Below are 18,053 nucleotides of genomic sequence, written 5' to 3'. Positions count from 1 at the left end.
CCTTAGCCGACGGTGATGGTGCTGCCGTCAGGCGAAAACACATATTCCGGCACTTCGAGATTGGTCGGCGCGGGGCCCTTGCGGATGCGGGCTGCGGTATCGAACTGCGAACCGTGGCAGGGGCAGAAATAGCCGCCGAATTCGCCCTTGTTCTCACCCTCTGCAGCGCCCAGCGGCACGCAGCCGAGGTGGGTACACACGCCCATGGTGACGAGCAGGTCGTGATGGCCGTCCTTGGTCCGCTCGGCGAGCGTCTGCGGATCGCGCAGCGCGCTGAGCGGAACGGCATCGGCCGCTTCCATTTCCGCAGGCGTCAGTCGGCGCACGAACAGTGGCTGCTTGCGGAACACAGCCTTGATCGCCTGGCCCGGCTGGATCGCCGATACGTCGACCTCGGTCGTGCTTTCGGCCAGAACGTCTGCCGAAGGGGCCATCTGGCTGATCAGCGGATAGAGAACCGCCGCCCCGCCGACACCGGCCGCGCTCAGCGCGGCGATGTTGATGAAGTCACGACGGCGCACGCCATCGGTCAGATCGCCTGTTTCATGGGGTTCCGCGGTCGCGGCACCAGTTGCCTCTGCCATCGTTCCTGCCTTGTCGCGGCGCATCGGGATCGAGCCGATCCGCCCGTGTTGCCTTCAGGGAATGTGCGCGATCCGCATGCGAACGACCGCGTCGGGGAGCGAGGCCCCCTTCCCGTTAGCGCGGGCTGTTAGCGCGTAAGGTGGTGGCTGCCAATGGCCTTTTGCGCAACTGTGATACGCCGCCGCGCAAGCAAGGACCTGCTATGGGCTCTCCGGAGGCAGGCCGACGAACGCCCCCTGGCGCCCATAGGTCGCCTCGCCCCGGTGGGTTGCGCGGCGGTAGGAATAGAAGCGGGCGGCATCGCCATAGGTGTCGAGCGCGAGGTTTTCGACCGATCCGATACCCGCATTCTCGAGCTGCGCCGCGACAAATCCGGGGAGATCGAACTGATGGTGGCCGGGCTTGCCGGGTTCGAAGAAGCGAGCGTTCGCAGGATCGTCTTCGAGGAACCGATCGCGAAAACCAGCATCCACCTCGTAGCTGGCCTGGGCGATCGTCGGTCCGATGGCGGCGCCTATTCGGCCTCGCCGCGCGCCGAGCGCAATCATCTGTTCCACCGTATTGGCAAGGACGCCTTCCTTGGCGCCGCGCCAGCCTGCATGGGCGGCAGCGACCACGCGCGCTTCCCGGTCCGCAAGGAGAACGGGTGCGCAATCCGCCGTGACCACGCCTATCAGCAGGCCGGGGGTCGCAGTGACCAGCGCATCCACTCGGGGCCGCGCATCGCCTTCGACCGGCCCGGTAACAACCGCCACGTCGGGAGAATGCACCTGGAAAGGCATGGCCAGATCCGCGCCGGGCAACACGGCCGCGATGACGCGGCGTCGGTTCTGCGCCACCGCCTCCGGATCGTCGCCCGCGCCGAACCCCACCTGAAGGCCCGCGACCTCGCCGGTGGACACGCCGCAGGGGCCATCGGCATTGGCACGACCGAAGAACCCGTGCGGAACGCCATCGAGCGCGGCAGCGCGGATCGGGACCGGAGCCTCAACCAAGGCTCGCGCTCACCTGTTCGGCAACGTCGCGCGAAAGCGTGGGCGCCTGCGAAATGCGCTCCAATTCGGCCTTCATCAATGCGGAGCGCTTGGGCTCGACACGGCGGAACCGGCCGAGCGAGGGCACGAAACGCGCCGCAAGCTGCGGGTTCTTGAGATTCAGTTCCAGGATCAGGTCGGCGATCATGCGGTAGCCCGCACCGCTTTCGTCGTGAAACGCCAGAGGATTGCCCGCCATCGCGGCATAGAGCGCGCGCACCCGGTTGGGGTTGGACATGGTGAAGGCTTCGTGGTCAGCCAGCCGCTCGATCTCTTCAAGGACCTTCGGGCGCAGCGCAATGGCCTGCAGCGTGAACCACTTGTCGATCACCAGCGCATTGCCTTCGAAGCGATCGTAGAAGTCGGACAGCGCCTCTTCCCGCTCCGGACCGTCCAGTCCGGCGAGGACGGAGAGCGCACCCTGCCGCTCGGTCATGCCGCTGGCAGCGCGATATTGCGCCGCTGCGCGGGCTGCGCCCGCCTCCGGGTCCGCCGCCGCGACGTAAGCCAGCGCGAGCGAGCGCATCCGCCGCGCCTGCTTGCCGGATATTCCGCGCTCGCGCGAGGGGCCGGCAAGCTCGTCGTGCAGGCGAACGAAATCGCTGGCGAAGGTTTCGCCCAGCCAGGTCCGCAGCCCTTCGCGCTTTTCGACCATCGCGCCGGGATCGTAGGTTTCCGATCGCTCTGCCAGATAGGCGAAGGGCGGCAGGGTCAGCAGTTCGGCCCGCATTTCGTGATCCAGCGAATCGTCCGCCAGAATCGCACCAGCCGCCGTGCCGATCGCATCGCGTGCATCGTCCCCGCCATCGCCCAGCAGATAGCCGAGCAGCAGTTCCTGCATCGCCTCGTGCCGGGCGAACGCGTCGTCGTCATGCGCGGCGAGGAACATCAGGTCGTCGCGCGAAATGTCCCGCTCGATCGCGACCGGAGCGGTGAAACCGCGATTGATGGAGAGAATCGGGGGAGCGGCGTGGCCATCGAAGGTGAAGCTCTGCTCCGCCTCGTTCAGCACGATCAGCTCTTCACCCGAATGCGTGCCGCTGGCGGGATCGAACAGGGCGATGCGCAGGGGTATCGGCATGGGAGCCTTGTCGGGCTGGCCCGGCGTTGCGGGCACGCTCTGGCGCAAGGTCAGCGTCACCTTTTCGCCCTCGTGGCCCTGCTCGACCGTCACCTGCGGTGTGCCCGCCTGTTCGTACCACCGGCGGAATTGCTTGAGATCCAGCCCTGCGCCGTCTTCCATCGCGCGCACGAAATCCTCGCAGGTCGCGGCCTCGCCATCGTGCCGCTCGAAATAGAGATCGCTGCCCTTGCGGAAGGCGGCCTCCCCCGCGAGCCCGCGCATCATGCGGATGACCTCGGCGCCCTTGTTGTAGACGGTGGCCGTGTAGAAGTTGCTGATTTCCTTATAGCTATCGGGCCGAATGGGATGGGCGAAAGGCCCGCTGTCCTCGGGGAACTGCACGCTGCGCAGCACGCGCACATCGCCGATCCGCTTGATCGCGTGGCCGTGCAGGTCCTGGCTGAACAGCTGGTCGCGCAGCACGGTGAAGCCTTCCTTCAGGCTTAGCTGGAACCAGTCGCGGCAGGTCACGCGGTTGCCCGACCAGTTATGGAAATACTCATGCCCGATCACGCCTTCGACCGCGTCGAAATCGTCGTCGGTCGCGGTATCCTCGTCCGCCAGAACGTACTTCGTGTTGAAGATGTTGAGGCCCTTGTTCTCCATCGCCCCCATGTTGAAATCGCCCACAGCGACGATGTTGAACCGGTCGAGGTCGTATTCACGCCCGAAGGTCTCCTCGTCCCACGTCATCGAGCGTTTGAGCGATTCCATCGCATGGCCCGTGCGCGGCAGATCTTCGGCGCGGACCCACACACCCAGCTCGACCTTGCGGCCGCTCATTGTCGTGAAGCTGTCCGTGCGGGCCACCAGATCGCCCGCGACCAGCGCGAAGAGGTAGCTCGGCTTGGGCCAGGGATCGTGCCATTCGACAAAATGGCGGTCATCTTCCAGCGCGCCCTCGTCCACCGGGTTGCCGTTCGAAAGCAGCACGGGGAACGTCTTGCGGCTGCCCGTCATGCGCACGGTATAGACGGAGAGGACATCGGGCCGGTCGGGGAAGAAGGTGATCCGCCGGAAACCCTCGGCTTCGCACTGGGTGCACAGCATACCGCCGCTGGCATAGAGCCCCATCAGCTGGGTGTTCTGCGACGGCGCGATGCGGGTGACGATGGCCAGCGTGTGCTTGCCGGAAGTCAGGGGAACGATCAGGTCCTCGTCCTCACGGCGCCAGTCCTCGCGCCGCTCTCCGTCGACCGACACGCTTTCCAGCACCAGCCCGTCCCCGTCGAGGCGTATCTCGTCCGCGGCTTGCGCATCGGGATTGGGCTCGACCGAGAGTGTCGCCTCGACCCGCGTTGTCTCCAGCCCCAGATCGAAATCGAGCCGGATTTCGGGCACGCGCCAGGGAAAAGGCGCATAATCCTTGCGGCGGATGATCGCAGGCTCCTGCGGCTCGGGCGCCGCATCGGGCAGTACGGGCGCGCCTGCTGGAGCATTGGCGGCGGTGGAGGGATTGCTCGGCTGGTCCATAAGTCCTCGTTTCTTCGCGTCACGCACTGTGGCAGCAGGGCGGGTAATGGCAAAACTCTTCATCTTCGGGCTCGGCTACAGCGCCAAGCGGATCGCACGAGAAGCGCAATCTCTCGGATGGGAAGTGGTCGCGACCGGTAGCGACGGCAAGCTTTCCTTCGCGGACGAAGGGGAGGTGCGAGCGGAGCTGGCCCTTGCCGACGCAGTGCTGTCTTCGGTTCCGCCGGACCGGGAGACCACAAGCGACCCGGTGCTGGAACGGTACGGCGATGCGTTGAGCCAGGATTGGCTGGGCTATCTTTCCTCCACTGGCGTCTACGGCGACCGGCAGGGCGCGTGGGTCGACGAGGCGACACCCACCATTGCTCAGGGAGGAGAAGGCCGTCGCAATGCGCGGGCCCAGGCCGATCGCGCATGGCTGGAGCAGGGGGCGCGGGTCTTCCGCCTGCCCGGCATCTACGGCCCGGGGCGCAGCATCTTCGACCGGATCGAGGCGGGCAAGGCGCACCGGATCGACATGCCCGGGCAGGTCTTCAGCCGGGTGCATGTGGACGATATTGCGAGCGGCGCGGTTGCGGCGCTGACCGCCAATGTCCCGCCGGGTGCCTACAACCTCGGCGACGACCTGCCTGCCAGCCAGAACGCCGTGGTCGAGGAGGCCTGCGCGCTTCTGGGGGTCGAACCGCCGCCGCTGCTCTCTCTGGAAGAGGCCGACCTCTCGCCCATGGCGCGCGGCTTCTATGCGGAGAACAGACGGGTGGCGAATGGCAAGGCAAAGCGCCTGCTGGGCTGGCAGCCGAAATATCCGACCTACCGCGAAGGCCTCAGGGCACTGCTGCCCCCTCGGCCCTGACTTCCTTGGGCCTCGGCGTTCTCGCCCTGAGCGCGATGATCATGCCGATCACCGCCAGCCCCATTCCGCTCGCGGTCAGCCAGGTCCAGCGATAATCCTCGAACAGGGTCGACAGCAGCATGGCGACGGATATCGTCATGATCGAATTATATGCCGTGCGCCCTGCGCCGATCTCCCGCACGAGATTGTAGTGCAGCGGGAATGTCACCACCGATCCGATCAGCGCGAGGTACACGATCCCGCCCCAATATGTGATCTCCGTGGGAAACGGAGGCGGCCCTGCGGTGATCCAGGCAAACCCCAGGTCGAACGCGGTGCCGTAGAGCATCGCCCATGCAAGCAGGCTGACCATCGGCACCGCACGCCCGGTCGGGTTCGCCTGCACCACATTGGCAAAAGAGGCCGCGAGGATGCCCAGCAGCGCCAGCGCGATGCCGAGCAGCACGTTGCCACCGACAACACCCGCATCGGGATTGGCGCGCCATTCGTGGATCAGCAGGAAGGAGACGCCGATAATCGCAACCGCGCTGCCGAGCATGAAGCCGCTCGTCACCTTTTCGCCAAGGAAAAGCCGGGCCTGCAGCGCGTTGGGGACCATCAGCAGGCCGAACATCATCGCGACGATGCCCGAGGTCACGTAAAGTTCGGCATGGTATACGAACAGGAAGTTCGCACTGAACTGGAACAGGCCGACCACCAGCGCCAGAAGGTGTTCGGGCCGGGTCAGCCACAGCCGCCTTTTCATCAGTACGGCAACCAGAAACAGCGCGGGCGTGGCAACGGCGAAGCGGTAGAAGACGGACCATGCCGCCGGCACGCCATCGATCTGGCCGGTAATGACCAGCCAGGTGGAGCCCCAGATTGCGCCTGTCAGAAGAAACGGCAGGATGACGCGGGGCCGCAGCAGCCCGCTATCGTGATCGCTCATAAGGCGGCGATGGCCTGACCGAGCGTGCTTGCCTCGCCCAGATCGCTATCCCACGCGGCGACGAAACGCGCTGCGTCGGCCCCCCAGTCATAGAACTGGTAGCCGGCGCCGCGCAGCGTCTCGCGCTCCGCAGGGGTCAGCCGGATGAACACCTCGTTCGCTTCGATGGGATGCATCAGGCGCTCGCTCGCGCCCTCCGCGATGGCCTGCGCGGCGGCATTGGCCGAACGGGCATTTTCCAGCCAGAGGTCGCCATCGAGCATGGCGAGCAGCTGCGCGGCGAGGAAGCGGCCCTTCGACTGCAAATGCCCGGCGCGCTTGCGGCGGTAGCGGACCACGTCGGCCAGAGCCGGATCGAAGAAGACGATCGCTTCCGCGCTCATCGCGCCGTTCTTGACGCAGCCGAAGCTCAGCGCGTCGACATCGCCGGCAGCTTCCGCCGCCGGGACGCCAAGGAATGCCACAGCATTGGCGAAGCGCGCACCATCCATGTGCAAGCCCAGACCGCGAGAGCGCGCAAGCCCGGCAATCTCGGAGATTTCTTCCGGCCGGTAGGCGCGGCCATATTCGCTCGCCTGCGTGATCGAGATCGCGTGGGGCTGTACCTGATGCACATCGTCGCGGATCGGATCGATCACCTCCCGGATGGCGCCCGGCGTGATCTTCGCGCCTTCGCCTTCCGCCAGCATCAGCTTGGCACCGTGGAGATAGAAGCCGGGCGCCCCGCCCTCGTCCATCTCGATATGCGCCTCGCGGTGGCAGACGACACCGCCATGCGGCGGCACCATGGCGGACAGCGCAAGGCAGTTGGCCGCCGTGCCGGTGGCGACCCACAGCACCGCGACCTCACGCTCGAACAGCGCTCCGAAGGCTTCGTCCAGCCGGGCGGACAAGGCATCGCCATCGTACGGCGCATCGCCCGCATCAGCGGCCCGGAGCGCGTCCCACACCCGGGGGTGGACGCGCGCGGCATTATCGGAAAGGAATCGCATCGGAACGCCCCTACGCTGGCCAACGTTCGATGCAAGCGTATCGAAAGGACAGGAAGTCATGACCACCAAGATCACCCACCACGTCGTCGGCCAGGGCGGCAAATATGTCGCGCATCTGGAGGGCGAGGACGCACAAGGCACGCTGGAATGGGAGCCGGGCCCCGAAACGCGCGGCAAGGAAGTGCGGGTGGCCACGCATACCATCGTGCCCGAAGCCATCGGCGGGCGCGGGGTTGCGGCTCAGCTGGTAGAGCGGCTGATCTCCGACGCGCGCGAACAGGGCTTCCTGATCCGGCCCGACTGTTCCTATGTCGAAGCCAAGTTCGACAAGAACGACTGGAGCGATCTGCGCGCCTGAGCGCGATCTAGCGCACCAGGCGCGAGAAATCCGTCTCCACCATGCTGGCAAGCAGCTCGCCGCGCAGCCGGTCCGCCTCGGACCGGGGTATTCCGGGCAGCGAGAAAGTGCCCCCAGCCAGCCCAAGGTGGAGCGTGACGTAGCCGAACATGCGGCCGAGAGGCCCGCGCACGATGTCGACGGACTGGAGCTTTACGCGATCCGCGATCGCGAAACCGGGCGCCAGCCAGCCGCGTCGCTGGTAAAGGTGGCGGGATGAGAGTGCGTGGCGCTCTACCCGCCAGAGAAAAAGCTCACGAACCGCGGCGAAGACGGCGAAAGCCGCCAGCGCCAGCGCCACCAGCCAGAGCCAGTCGTAGCGGCTGTCCCCAAGGTAAACCGCCGCGCCCGCAGCACCAACGGCGAGGATTGCATAGAACGCACCGCCCAGCACCGCCGCGACAACGCGGTAGCTGGCAGTCGTGCGATGCCAGTCCAGCCCGCGCGGCGGCAGCGGAAAGCCTGCCACCTTCAGGATCGGGGTCAGTTCGGCCGCCTTGGCGAAGGGCGCGACCACGTGGCTCGAATTGCCCGCATCCTGCGCCAGGCTCACCAGCTTGAGGCTCTTCCAGCCGAATCGGTGGCGAATCGCGCCGGTCGTGATGCGAACGGCCTGCACGCGATGGACCGGCATCACCACGTCGGTCCGGGTGAACATCCCGCGCCGCCGCCGGAAACCCTTCGGGTTGCGCTCCAGCCGGAAATCCCAGTCCCGCGTGAAGGTCCGCACAATCCCCGTGACAAGACCGAGGACAAGCAGGGTGAGGATGGCGGCAATCGCGCCGAGTACCTGCCCGACCGGCCCGAGCTGGGCGACCTGTTCTCCCGGCCCTGCAACCAGCCGCTGCCAGGTCTCGACATCCCAGATGTCGAAGGGCAGCAGGAAATCGAACTGCTGCGCCGCTGCGCCGACGAAGGCGACAATCGCCAGTGAAAACTCGAACAGGCCGAAGACGAACAGGCGGCGCGGGCCCATGGCGAACAAAACCGTGGCATCCGTATCCTGTGCTGATGCGTTTGCGGCATCGGCAGCCTGCGCGCCGCCGGTCGGCACGCCGTCGGCCTCGTCGCGCAACTCGCGCACAAGTTCACGCAGCCGCGCGCCCTCTTCATTGGTGAGGTAAGCCAGACTGATCTCGTCCGAACCGCCGGCACCCGTTTCGAACTTGACCATCGTCAGCCCGAACAACCGCGGAATGAACCCCTGTTCCAGGCTGACGTCCTGTATCCGGTCATACGGTACCGAGCGCGCCGCGCGTGAAAGCACCCCGCTTTCCAGCCGGATATCGCTTTCGCCCACGCGGTAGGTTTGTCGCCACCATGCAAGAAAGGTGAAGACCGTGTTCAGAAGAAGGAACAGCGCCACCAGCCCCAGGAGCACCGGCAAGGCGAAACGCCCGTTGTCGCGGAAGGTAAAGGCGAGCGCGGCGAATGGCAGCGCCATGTTCGGTAGCGTCTGCAGCGCCTGGACGATGAAGGTGCGGGGATCGGTGCGCCTGGGCAGTCCGTCGGCGGCCTCCGCCTCCAGCTCGCCGGCCTCCGGCTGTTCGGGCGGGCGAATCGGCGCATTGGCCGGATTCTCGGTCACAGCGATTCGCGCTTGATATGCGAGCGGATCGTCTCGCGCATCTCCAGCGCATCCTCATGGGCAAGGCCGGGAAGGCTCACCACATCGCCGTGCGATCCGGCGGTGTAGAGCTGCAGCGTGGCAAGCCCGTAATAGCGCTCGATCGGGCCGCGATCGACATCGATATGCTGGACCCGCCCGAACGGCACGACGGTATCCGAGTGGAACATGATGCCCTTGACCACGCGCAAACGGTCATCGCTCATTGCATGCCCGCGCACGGCATACCGGCGCTGCGGGAGGAAGACTACCACCAGCAGCAGGATCAGCGCCACGGGCGCGGCGATGATGAAGTTGGGGAACGCGGTGAGATATTCGGCGACCAGCGCGCCGATCAGCAGCGGAATTGCGGTCAAGACGGTCGCCACCCTCATCGCCTTGGGATGATTTGGATGCCCCTGCCGCAAAGGCTGGTCATCGACCGTGTTCTCCGGACCCATGTCCGCTCTGCCCCCCTCGTCTTGCATGATTCGAGAATGGCCAAGGCGTTGCAATGCAGCAACCTTTTTCAGGCGCGGGCGGCGCCCGATTTCGGCAGGGACGCCATAAACAGGGGGAGTGGTGCTGCTGGGGAGGATTGAACTCCCGGCCTCACCCTTACCAAGGGTGCGCTCTACCACTGAGCTACAGCAGCATGGGGGATCGGCGAGCCGAAGCCCGTCACAGGCCGCGCGCTATTGTCGCGTGCCGCACACAAGTCAAGCAAAGCTTGCGTCGCGCCCGCGACCATAGCATCTGCTCGGGCCATGAGCGAGCATTCTCCAGCCGACAGGCCTGTGGACCAGAAAGCCGAACGCCTGGCCGCGCAGCTGCGCGAGAACCTTCGCCGCCGCAAGGCGCAGGCGCGGGCGCACAAGGATGGCCGCGGGCAGCTCGATCTTCCCAAAGAAGAGCCAGGCAGCTAACGGCTCGCAGCCTATCCGCAAGGGAGCATGAACTTTGGCAACGCTGATCCTCGTCCGTCACGGGCAGTCGGAATGGAACCTCGCCAACCGCTTTACCGGCTGGTGGGATGTCGACCTGACCGACAAGGGTGTTGAAGAAGCCCGCGCCGCAGGGCGCCTGCTGAAGGACAAGGGCGTGCTGCCCGATCTGGCCTTCACCTCGCTCCAGACCCGCGCGATCCGCACGCTCAACCTCGCGCTGGAGGAATGCGGCCGGCTGTGGATCCCGGTGACCAAGGACTGGCACCTGAACGAGCGGCACTATGGCGGCCTCACCGGCCTCAACAAGCAGGAAACCCGAGACAAGCATGGCGACGAGCAAGTGCATATCTGGCGCCGCAGCTTCGACACGCCGCCGCCGCCGATGGAAGCAGGCAGCGAATATGATCCAGGCGCGGACCCGCGCTACGAAGGCATCGATGTGCCCAATACCGAGAGCCTGAAGCTCACCATCGAGCGCGTGCTGCCCTACTGGGAAGAGCGCATCCTGCCCGAGCTGACGGGAGATCGCACGGTGATCGTCTCCGCCCACGGCAATTCGCTGCGCGCGCTGGTCAAACACCTTTCGAACATTTCGGACGACGAGATCACGGGCCTCGAAATCCCCACCGGTCGCCCGATCGTCTACCTCTTCGAAAACGGCAAGGTCGCGGGCGAGCGGCAGTATCTGGAAGAAACCTGATGGCTGACGCCCCCCTGGTCGCGATCGTGATGGGCAGCCAGTCCGACTGGCCGACCATGAAATGCGCCGCCGACGTTCTGGACGAACTGGGCATTGCGCATGATGTGCGGATCGTATCCGCCCATCGCACGCCCGACCGGATGTACGATTTCGCCAAAGGCGCGGCGGACGAAGGCTTCAAGATCGTCATCGCAGGCGCGGGCGGCGCGGCGCACCTGCCCGGGATGATCGCCGCGATGACGCCGCTGCCCGTGCTGGGCGTGCCGGTCCGCTCGAAAGCGCTATCCGGGATGGATAGTCTGTTGTCGATCGCGCAGATGCCCGCCGGCGTGCCCGTCGGCACGCTTGCGATCGGCGAAGCGGGTGCGACAAATGCCGCACTGCTCGCCGCCTCGATCCTGGGCGCGCATGACTCGCGAATCATGCAAGGGCTCGTCGCCTGGCGCACCAGGCGCAGCGAGGCCGTTGCCGAGAAGCCCAGCGAAGGATGATCGAGCCGGGCGGAACCATCGGCATTCTTGGGGGCGGCCAGCTTGGCCGCATGCTCGCCATTTCCGCCGCGCAGCTGGGTTATCAGGTCATCGCCTTCGCGCCCGAAGGGGACGCGGTGATCGCGCAGGTGTGCAGCGAATATGTCAGCGCGGACTGGCACGATGCGGCAGCCCTCAAGGCGTTTGCCGACCGGTGCGACGTGATCACGCTCGAATTCGAGAACGTGCCCGCCGCACCGCTGGAGGCCATTGCCGACAAACTGGCACCACACCCGCGCGCGCTGGCGATTGCGCAGGACCGGTTGGCCGAGAAGCGCTTCGTCGCCGATCTGGGTGGCACGCCCGCGCCCTTCCACGCGGTCGATTCGCACAGTGACCTGCTCGCCGGGATCGACGCGCTCGGAACGCCGGCGATCCTCAAGACCCGCCGCGACGGCTACGACGGCAAGGGCCAGTGGCGTATCTCCTCGCGCGAAGAGGCCGAAGCGCTCGACCTGCCCGATGCGCCCTGCATTCTCGAAGGGTTCGTGCAGTTCGAATGCGAGTTCTCGGTCATTCTCGCGCGGCGCGCGGATGGCGTGGTCGCATTCTGGGAAAGCTCCGAGAATGGTCACGAGGACGGCATTCTCGCACGCTCTACCCTGCCCGCCCCCGGCATCGTCGGCGCCCAGGTGAACGAAGCGCGCAAGCTGGCAAAGGCGGTGGCGGACAAGCTCGGCTATGTCGGGGTGCTCACGCTCGAGTTCTTCGCCAGCAAGGACGGCCCGATCTTCAACGAGATGGCCCCGCGAACGCACAATTCGGGCCACTGGACCATCGAGGGGGCGGCCACGAGCCAGTTCGAGAACCAGGTGCGCGCGATCTGCGGCCTGCCACTGGGCGATACGCGCCGCGTCGCGCCGCGCGTCACGATGGAAAACGTGATCGGCCCCGCAGCCGCAACCGCGCACGAGGCGCTTGCCGATCCCACCGCGCACCTGCACCTCTACGGCAAGACGCAAGCGCCCGAGGGTCGCAAGATGGGCCACATCACGCGGCTGGAATGGCCGGAAGAGGAGCCCGCCCGATGATCGAAGACACGCTTTTCCTCGTCTACGCGCGCGCCGCGAACGGCGCGATCGGCAAGGATGGCGGCCTTCCCTGGCACATTCCCGCGGACCTGAAGCACTTCAAGGCGCTTACCACCGGCAAGCCCATGATCATGGGCCGCAAGACCTTCGAGAGTTTCAAGGCCCCCCTCCCCGGTCGCCGCCACATCGTGCTGACGCGTGACAGCGAGTGGGAGGCCGACGGTGCGGAGCGGGCCATGTCCGTACCCGAAGCGCTGGCCGCAGCCGGGGGCGAGGAAACCGCCGTGATCGGCGGGTCCGACGTCTTCGTGCTGTTCGAACCGCAGGCGGAGCGGATCGAGCTGACGCAGATCCACGCCGATTACGACGGCGACACCTTCATGGACGCGCCCGACGAATCGCGCTGGCAGGAGGTCGCGCGCGAGGATCACGAGGCCAGCGGCGATACGCCCGCCTTCTCCTTCATCACCTACGAGCGTCGCACGTGAAGAAGACCGTCCTGATCATCGCCGGACTGGTGCTGCTGATCGGCATCGCAGGCTTCTTCCAGTTCGCCCCCGGCATTGCCGAGCGCAGCATGAACCAGATCGACGGCGAGCCGCTGATCGAAGTCTCCGAAGAGGCGAAGGCGCTGCACAAGACGCTGACCATCGTCGATCTGCATTCGGACACGCTGCTGTGGAATCGCAACCTGCTGGCCCGCGCGGATCGCGGCCACATGGACCTGCCACGCCTTGAAGAAGGCAACGTGGCGCTGCAGGTGTTCTCCAGCGTCACCAAGACGCCCAAGGGCCAGAACTACGACTCCAACGACGCTGACAGCGACAACATCACCACGCTGGTGATTGCCCAACTGCAGCCCACCCGCACCTGGACCAGCCTGCTGGAACGATCTCTGTGGCACGCCGAGAAGCTCGACCGGGCGGCGGCGAAGTCGGACGGCGAGCTAGTCGAAATGACAAGCGCTGAAGAGATCGACCAGCTCCTTGCGGTGCGCGCCGACAAGAGCCGCTGGCCTGTGCTCAAACCGAAATTCAACACGCCCTTGCGGGGCCAGCCACCCGTCGGCGCGCTGCTCAGCATCGAAGGCCTGCAGAACCTCGAAGGCGATCTCGCCAATCTCGATAAGCTGCACGAGGCGGGTTTCCGCATGGCCAGCCTGACCCATTTCTTCGACACCGATCTCGCCGGGTCGATGCACGGGGTCGAGAAGGGCGGGCTGACCGACAAGGGGCGCAAGGCCGTGCGGCGAATGGAAGAGCTCGGCATGGTGGTCGACATTGCGCATTGCAGCCATGCCTGCGTGGCGGACATTCTTTCCATGTCGCGCCGCCCGGTCGTCTCCAGTCACGGCGGCGTGCAGGCGACCTGCAAGGTCAACCGCAACCTGACCGACGAGGAGATTCGCGGGGTCGCGAAGACCGGCGGCGTGGTCGGCATCGGGTATTGGGACGGAGCCGTATGCGGCACGAGCCCACGCGATACGGCCAGGGCGATGAAGCATGTCCGCGACCTCGTCGGGATCGAACACGTGGCGCTGGGCAGCGACTACGACGGCGCGGTGACCGTCCGGTTCGATACCTCGCAGCTGGTGCAGGTGACGCAGGCGCTGCTGGACGAGGGCTTCACCGAGGAGGAGATCCGCGCGGTGATGGGCGGCAATGCTCTCCGGGTCTTGCGTGCGGGTATCGTGCCGCAATGAGGTGGCTCGACCATCGCGAACCGGTGCCTGCGCCCTTGCGCGGAGCCATCGTCGCGCTCGGCAATTTCGACGGGTTTCACAAGGGCCACCAGGCGGTCGCGGGTGAAGCGATCCGCTGGGCGCGCGAGGAAGAGCGCCCGGTGATCGTCGCGACCTTCGATCCGCACCCGGTGCAGTTCTTCAGGCCCGGCACCCCGCCCTTCCGCCTGACCAGCCTCGAACAGCGGCACGAGCTCTATCTCGCCTTCGGGGCGACCGCGATGCTGGTGTTCCATTTCGATGCCGAGCTGGCGGGGACGAGCGCGGAAGATTTCATCGAGCAGATCCTGGTCGAGCGGTTCGGCGCGCATGGCGTGCTGACGGGCGAGGATTTCACCTTCGGCAAGGGCGCGAAGGGCAATGCTGCGCTGCTGAAGGAGCATGGTGCGAAGCATGGGCTGGAAGCGCGCACCGTATCGGCGGTGAGCGACGGCGACGCGGTCGTCTCCTCCAGCCGGATTCGCGACCTTCTCAAGGCAGGCGAGCCGCAGGCCGCCGCGCAGCTGCTCACCCGCCCCTTCGCGATTCGCGGGATCGTGGAGCACGGCGACAAGCGCGGGCGCGAAATCGGCTACCCCACCGCCAACCTCGCGCTCGAGGATTACCTGCGGCCCAAATACGGCATCTACGCCGTGACCGGCCGCATCCTCTCCTCGGGCGAGGAGCTGAAAGGCGCCGCCAATATCGGCATCCGCCCGCAGTTCGAGCCTGCCAAGGAGCTGCTCGAGCCGTATTTCTTCGATTTCTCGGGCGACCTCTACGGGCAGGAAATCGAGGTCGCGCTGCACCACTTCATCCGGCCCGAGGCGAAGTTCGACGGGCTCGACGCGCTGATCGCGCAGATGGATCGGGATTGTGCCGAAGCGCGGCGATTGCTGGCGGACTAGCGTTTGGCGCAGAGCGGCTTCTGACACACCTGACACAGTGTCCAGGGGCCAAAAAACCGGCCCCTTTCGCAAGGGTGGATTTCATCACGTGAGAGCGGATGAGTGGGTCGCGGGGATCGACAGTATCAAAGAGCAGCAGCGAGGTTAGCGGGTCGGCGGCATGTAGGACAGCTTGCGTCGCGTCCCCGCGCGCCCCGATCCTCCGCGCACCGATACCGGGCACGGCAATCGAAAAATTGCGCGATGCACAAGGCCCCGCTAAGGCCTCGCGCCTGATGAGCGACGATACCAAGAAGGACTGGCGGGACACCGTCTTCCTGCCGAAAACCGATTTCCCCATGAAAGCCGGGCTCCCGCAGAAGGAGCCGGGCATTCTGGCCGAATGGCAGCAGGACGACCTGCACGGGAAGCTGCGCGCCGAGCGTGCGGGCGCGGAGAAATTCATCCTTCACGATGGCCCGCCCTACGCCAATGGCGACATTCACGTGGGCCACTCGCTCAACCATATCCTGAAAGACATGGTCTGCCGCACGCAGAGCCTGCTCGGCAAGGATGCGCCCTACGTGCCTGGGTGGGACTGCCACGGCCTGCCGATCGAGTGGAAGGTCGAGGAACAGTACCGCAAGAAGAAGCTGAACAAGGACGAGGTTCCGCGCGCCGAATTCCGCGCCGAATGCCGCGCCTATGCGCAGAAATGGGTCGACACCCAGCGCGAACAGTTGAAGCGCCTCGGCATCCTGGGCGACTGGGACAATCCCTACCTCACCATGGACTACGACAGCGAAGCGACGATCGTCGCCGAGCTGATGAAGTTCGCCGAGGCCGGCAACCTCTATCGCGGCTCCAAGCCGGTAATGTGGAGCCCGGTCGAAAAGACCGCGCTCGCCGAAGCCGAGGTCGAGTACGAGGATATCACGAGCACGCAGATCGATGTGGCGTTCGAGATCGTCGAATCGCCGATCCCGGAACTGGTCGGCGCGCATGCGGTGATCTGGACGACTACGCCGTGGACGATCCCGGTGAACCAGGCTTTGGCCTATGGGCCGGAAGTTGAGTATGCGCTCATCCAGCTGGGTCTCGACGCGCATAAACGTGGCGATTTCAAAGAATCTGCGCCGCTTGAGCAGTTCGAAGGCAGGCGGGTTCTGATCGCCGAGCCGTTGATTGTAGGATTTCTTGACCGCTGGCGGAAAGAGTTGGAGCGATCTGACGACGGCTCTAGCGAGCTTATCTACACTCCGACTGCCAGCTGGGAGAGGATCAAAGGCTCCGACCTCGCCGGGACCAAGGTCCGCCACCCCATGCACACCCTCGGCGGGTTCTACGAAACCCTCCGCCCGATGCTGGCTGGCGACTTCGTCACCACCGACAGCGGTACCGGCCTCGTCCACATGTCGCCCGACCACGGCGAGGACGACTTCTACCTGTGCCGCGAGAACGGGATCGACCCGGTCTTCGCGGTCGACGATGGCGGCGTGTACCGCGACGACTGGCCATGGCTGGGTGGGAATGACGAGCGCCGCCGCGCGGTCATCAACCCCAAGTTCAACGCGCCCGACGGGCCGATCTGCTCGGACCTCTCCGAAGCGGGCGCGCTGCTGAGCGCGAGCGCGGACTACAAGCACTCCTACCCGCACTCGTGGCGCTCCAAGGCGAAGATCATCTACCGCTGCACGCCGCAGTGGTTCGTGCCGATGGACAAGCCCCTGGTCGAAGCGAAGCATCCTGTCGACGCGCCGATCGTCGAGAGCGAGGGCGTTGGCCATGCAGAGGGAGCGCCCGGCACGCTGCGTGAGCGCGCCCTCTCCGAAATCGAGCGCGTACGCTTCGTGCCCGAGCGGGGGCGCAACCGCATCCGCTCGATGGTCGAAGGGCGGCCCGACTGGGTGCTTTCGCGCCAGCGCGCGTGGGGCGTGCCGATCACGCTGTTCGTGCGCAAGGACGGCACCTACCTGCAGGACGCAGGCGTGAACCAGCGCGTCGTCGATGCCATCCGCGAAGGCGGGGTCGATGCGTGGGACGAGGCGCGCAAGGCCGAATTCCTCGGGTCCGATCACAACCCCGACGATTTCGAGATGGTGCACGACATCCTCGACGTGTGGTTCGATTCGGGCTGCACGCATGTCTTCGTGCTTGAAAGCGACCGCTGGCCCGCGCTGACCTGGCCCGCGAACCTCTACCTCGAAGGCTCCGACCAGCATCGCGGCTGGTTCCAGTCCTCGCTGCTCGAAAGCTGCGCCACGCGCGGCCGCGCGCCCTACGACCAGGTGCTGACCCATGGCTTCACCATGGACCAGAACGGGCGCAAGATGTCGAAGAGCCTCGGCAACACGGTCGATCCGCTCAAGATCGTCGACCAGTACGGCGCGGATATCCTGCGGCTGTGGGCGCTCAGCGTCGATTCGACGATGGACCACCGCATCGGCGACGAGATCCTGAAGGGCGTCGCCGACCAGTACCGCAAGCTGCGCAACACCTTCCGCTACATGCTCGGCGCGCTCGAGGGCTACGAGGCCGACGAAGCCGTCGACTATGGCGAGATGCCCGAACTGGAGCGCTACACGCTGCACCAGCTGGCGCAGCTCGATGCCAGGCTGCGGCAGGCGATTCACGACTACGACTTCAACGAATACACCCGCCTGCTGACCGAGTTCGCGAACGAGGACCTCTCGGCCTTCCTGTTCGATATCCGCAAGGACCGGCTCTATTGCGACGATCCGGCGTGGACGCAGCGGCGCGCGTACCGCACCGTGCTCGACACCCTGTTCCACGCGCTGGTCCGCTATGCCGCGCCCGTGCTGGTCTTCACCGCCGAGGAAGTGTGGAGCACCCGCTTCCCCGAGGCCAAGAGCATCCACCTGCATCAGATCGACCCACTGCCCGAAAACTGGACCGACGAGGCACTCGCCACGCGCTTCGCCGCGCTGCGCGAGCTTCGCGAGGATGTGACCGAGGCGATCGAGCCGCTGCGGCGTGAAAAGACAATCCGCTCCAGCAACGAGGCTGCCGTGTCCGTGCCCGCCTCCCGCGTCCCGCAAGGATTCGACATGGAGGATCTTGCAGAACTGTTCATCGCCGCGTCAGTCGAGACCCACGAAGGCGAAGGGGTGAAAGTTTCGCGTTCTTCCGATAACAAGTGCTCTCGGTGCTGGCGCCTGTTGCCGAGTGTTTCGGAAGAAGGCGCCCTGTGCGGCCGCTGTGCCGATGTCGTGAGCGAGGAGTGACA

The 18,053-nt window shown here is 65.8% G+C and carries 17 protein-coding genes and 1 tRNA gene; 10 read left to right on the top strand and 8 right to left on the bottom strand.

The window, feature by feature from the left end; all coding sequences use genetic code 11:
• Positions 1-2: 2 nt before the first annotated feature.
• The 3 genes from petA to pepN all read right to left on the bottom strand — a co-directional run bounded on the left by petA (position 3) and on the right by pepN (position 4,215).
• A complete protein-coding gene (gene petA, locus ADAD_RS0103020) occupies positions 3-584 on the bottom strand; it encodes a ubiquinol-cytochrome c reductase iron-sulfur subunit (protein ID WP_029139867.1) in 582 nt (193 codons plus the stop codon).
• A gap of 201 nt (positions 585-785) precedes the next feature.
• Positions 786-1,580: a peptidoglycan editing factor PgeF gene (gene pgeF, locus ADAD_RS0103015; RefSeq protein ID WP_010409502.1), complete on the bottom strand. Its 795-nt coding sequence runs from the start codon at positions 1,578-1,580 to the stop codon at positions 786-788.
• A complete protein-coding gene (gene pepN, locus ADAD_RS0103010; protein ID WP_010409499.1) occupies positions 1,573-4,215 on the bottom strand; it encodes an aminopeptidase N in 2,643 nt (880 codons plus the stop codon). Before pepN ends, pgeF begins: the two co-directional genes overlap by 8 nt.
• Positions 4,216-4,261: 46 nt before the next feature.
• On the opposite strand from pepN, the gene ADAD_RS0103005 reads away from it, so the two are divergent.
• On the top strand, positions 4,262-5,068 hold the full coding sequence (locus ADAD_RS0103005) for an SDR family oxidoreductase (protein WP_010409496.1): 807 nt from the start codon (positions 4,262-4,264) through the stop codon (positions 5,066-5,068).
• Here the strand turns inward: ADAD_RS0103005 and ADAD_RS0103000 are convergent.
• Positions 5,040-5,996 carry a DMT family transporter gene (locus ADAD_RS0103000; RefSeq protein WP_010409493.1) on the bottom strand — a complete coding sequence of 319 codons (957 nt, stop codon included), beginning with the start codon at positions 5,994-5,996 and terminating at the stop codon, positions 5,040-5,042. The genes ADAD_RS0103005 and ADAD_RS0103000 overlap by 29 nt on opposite strands.
• The gene (locus tag ADAD_RS0102995; RefSeq protein ID WP_010409491.1) at positions 5,993-6,988 is read right to left on the bottom strand and encodes a threonine aldolase family protein; all 996 of its coding nucleotides are present in this window, start codon (positions 6,986-6,988) and stop codon (positions 5,993-5,995) included. The genes ADAD_RS0103000 and ADAD_RS0102995 overlap by 4 nt, the downstream gene beginning before the upstream one ends.
• A 58-nt stretch (positions 6,989-7,046) precedes the next feature.
• On the opposite strand from ADAD_RS0102995, the gene ADAD_RS0102990 reads away from it, so the two are divergent.
• The gene (locus ADAD_RS0102990) at positions 7,047-7,346 is read left to right on the top strand and encodes a GNAT family N-acetyltransferase (protein ID WP_010409133.1); all 300 of its coding nucleotides are present in this window, start codon (positions 7,047-7,049) and stop codon (positions 7,344-7,346) included.
• Positions 7,347-7,353: 7 nt separating this feature from the next.
• Here ADAD_RS0102990 and ADAD_RS0102985 read toward each other — a convergent pair whose 3' ends face one another.
• From ADAD_RS0102985 to ADAD_RS0102975, 3 genes are all read right to left on the bottom strand, one after another.
• Positions 7,354-8,973: a PH domain-containing protein gene (locus ADAD_RS0102985; protein ID WP_010409129.1), complete on the bottom strand. Its 1,620-nt coding sequence runs from the start codon at positions 8,971-8,973 to the stop codon at positions 7,354-7,356.
• A complete protein-coding gene (locus ADAD_RS0102980) occupies positions 8,970-9,386 on the bottom strand; it encodes a PH domain-containing protein (RefSeq protein ID WP_010409125.1) in 417 nt (138 codons plus the stop codon). Before ADAD_RS0102980 ends, ADAD_RS0102985 begins: the two co-directional genes overlap by 4 nt.
• 185 nt (positions 9,387-9,571) lie before the next feature.
• Positions 9,572-9,646, bottom strand: a tRNA-Thr gene (locus tag ADAD_RS0102975).
• 112 nt (positions 9,647-9,758) lie between these two features.
• Between ADAD_RS0102975 and ADAD_RS17060 the strand changes: the two genes are divergently transcribed.
• The 8 genes from ADAD_RS17060 (at position 9,759) to ADAD_RS0102935 (ending at position 18,051) form a co-directional block, all read left to right on the top strand.
• Positions 9,759-9,917 carry a hypothetical protein gene (locus tag ADAD_RS17060; RefSeq protein WP_192807568.1) on the top strand — a complete coding sequence of 53 codons (159 nt, stop codon included), beginning with the start codon at positions 9,759-9,761 and terminating at the stop codon, positions 9,915-9,917.
• Between the two features lie 34 nt (positions 9,918-9,951).
• Complete coding sequence (gpmA, locus tag ADAD_RS0102965) at positions 9,952-10,638, top strand: 2,3-diphosphoglycerate-dependent phosphoglycerate mutase (protein ID WP_010409117.1); 687 nt, start codon at positions 9,952-9,954, stop codon at positions 10,636-10,638.
• Entirely contained in the window at positions 10,638-11,129 is a 492-nt protein-coding gene (gene purE / locus ADAD_RS0102960) for a 5-(carboxyamino)imidazole ribonucleotide mutase (RefSeq protein ID WP_010409114.1), read from the top strand. The genes gpmA and purE overlap by 1 nt, the downstream gene beginning before the upstream one ends.
• Complete coding sequence (locus tag ADAD_RS0102955; protein WP_010409111.1) at positions 11,126-12,199, top strand: 5-(carboxyamino)imidazole ribonucleotide synthase; 1,074 nt, start codon at positions 11,126-11,128, stop codon at positions 12,197-12,199. Before purE ends, ADAD_RS0102955 begins: the two co-directional genes overlap by 4 nt.
• Positions 12,196-12,687 (top strand): dihydrofolate reductase, encoded by a 492-nt coding sequence (locus ADAD_RS0102950; protein ID WP_010409109.1) that lies wholly within the window; start codon positions 12,196-12,198, stop codon positions 12,685-12,687. Before ADAD_RS0102955 ends, ADAD_RS0102950 begins: the two co-directional genes overlap by 4 nt.
• Entirely contained in the window at positions 12,684-13,901 is a 1,218-nt protein-coding gene (locus ADAD_RS0102945) for a dipeptidase (protein WP_010409106.1), read from the top strand. The genes ADAD_RS0102950 and ADAD_RS0102945 overlap by 4 nt, the downstream gene beginning before the upstream one ends.
• On the top strand, positions 13,898-14,827 hold the full coding sequence (locus ADAD_RS0102940) for a bifunctional riboflavin kinase/FAD synthetase (RefSeq protein WP_010409105.1): 930 nt from the start codon (positions 13,898-13,900) through the stop codon (positions 14,825-14,827). The genes ADAD_RS0102945 and ADAD_RS0102940 overlap by 4 nt, the downstream gene beginning before the upstream one ends.
• A 275-nt stretch (positions 14,828-15,102) precedes the next feature.
• Positions 15,103-18,051: an isoleucine--tRNA ligase gene (locus tag ADAD_RS0102935; RefSeq protein WP_029139865.1), complete on the top strand. Its 2,949-nt coding sequence runs from the start codon at positions 15,103-15,105 to the stop codon at positions 18,049-18,051.
• The last annotated feature ends 2 nt before the right edge of the window (positions 18,052-18,053 follow it).

The organism is Citromicrobium sp. JLT1363, from assembly GCF_000186705.1.
Classification (GTDB): domain Bacteria; phylum Pseudomonadota; class Alphaproteobacteria; order Sphingomonadales; family Sphingomonadaceae; genus Alteriqipengyuania.
This window is presented reverse-complemented; position numbering and strand designations above follow the sequence as displayed.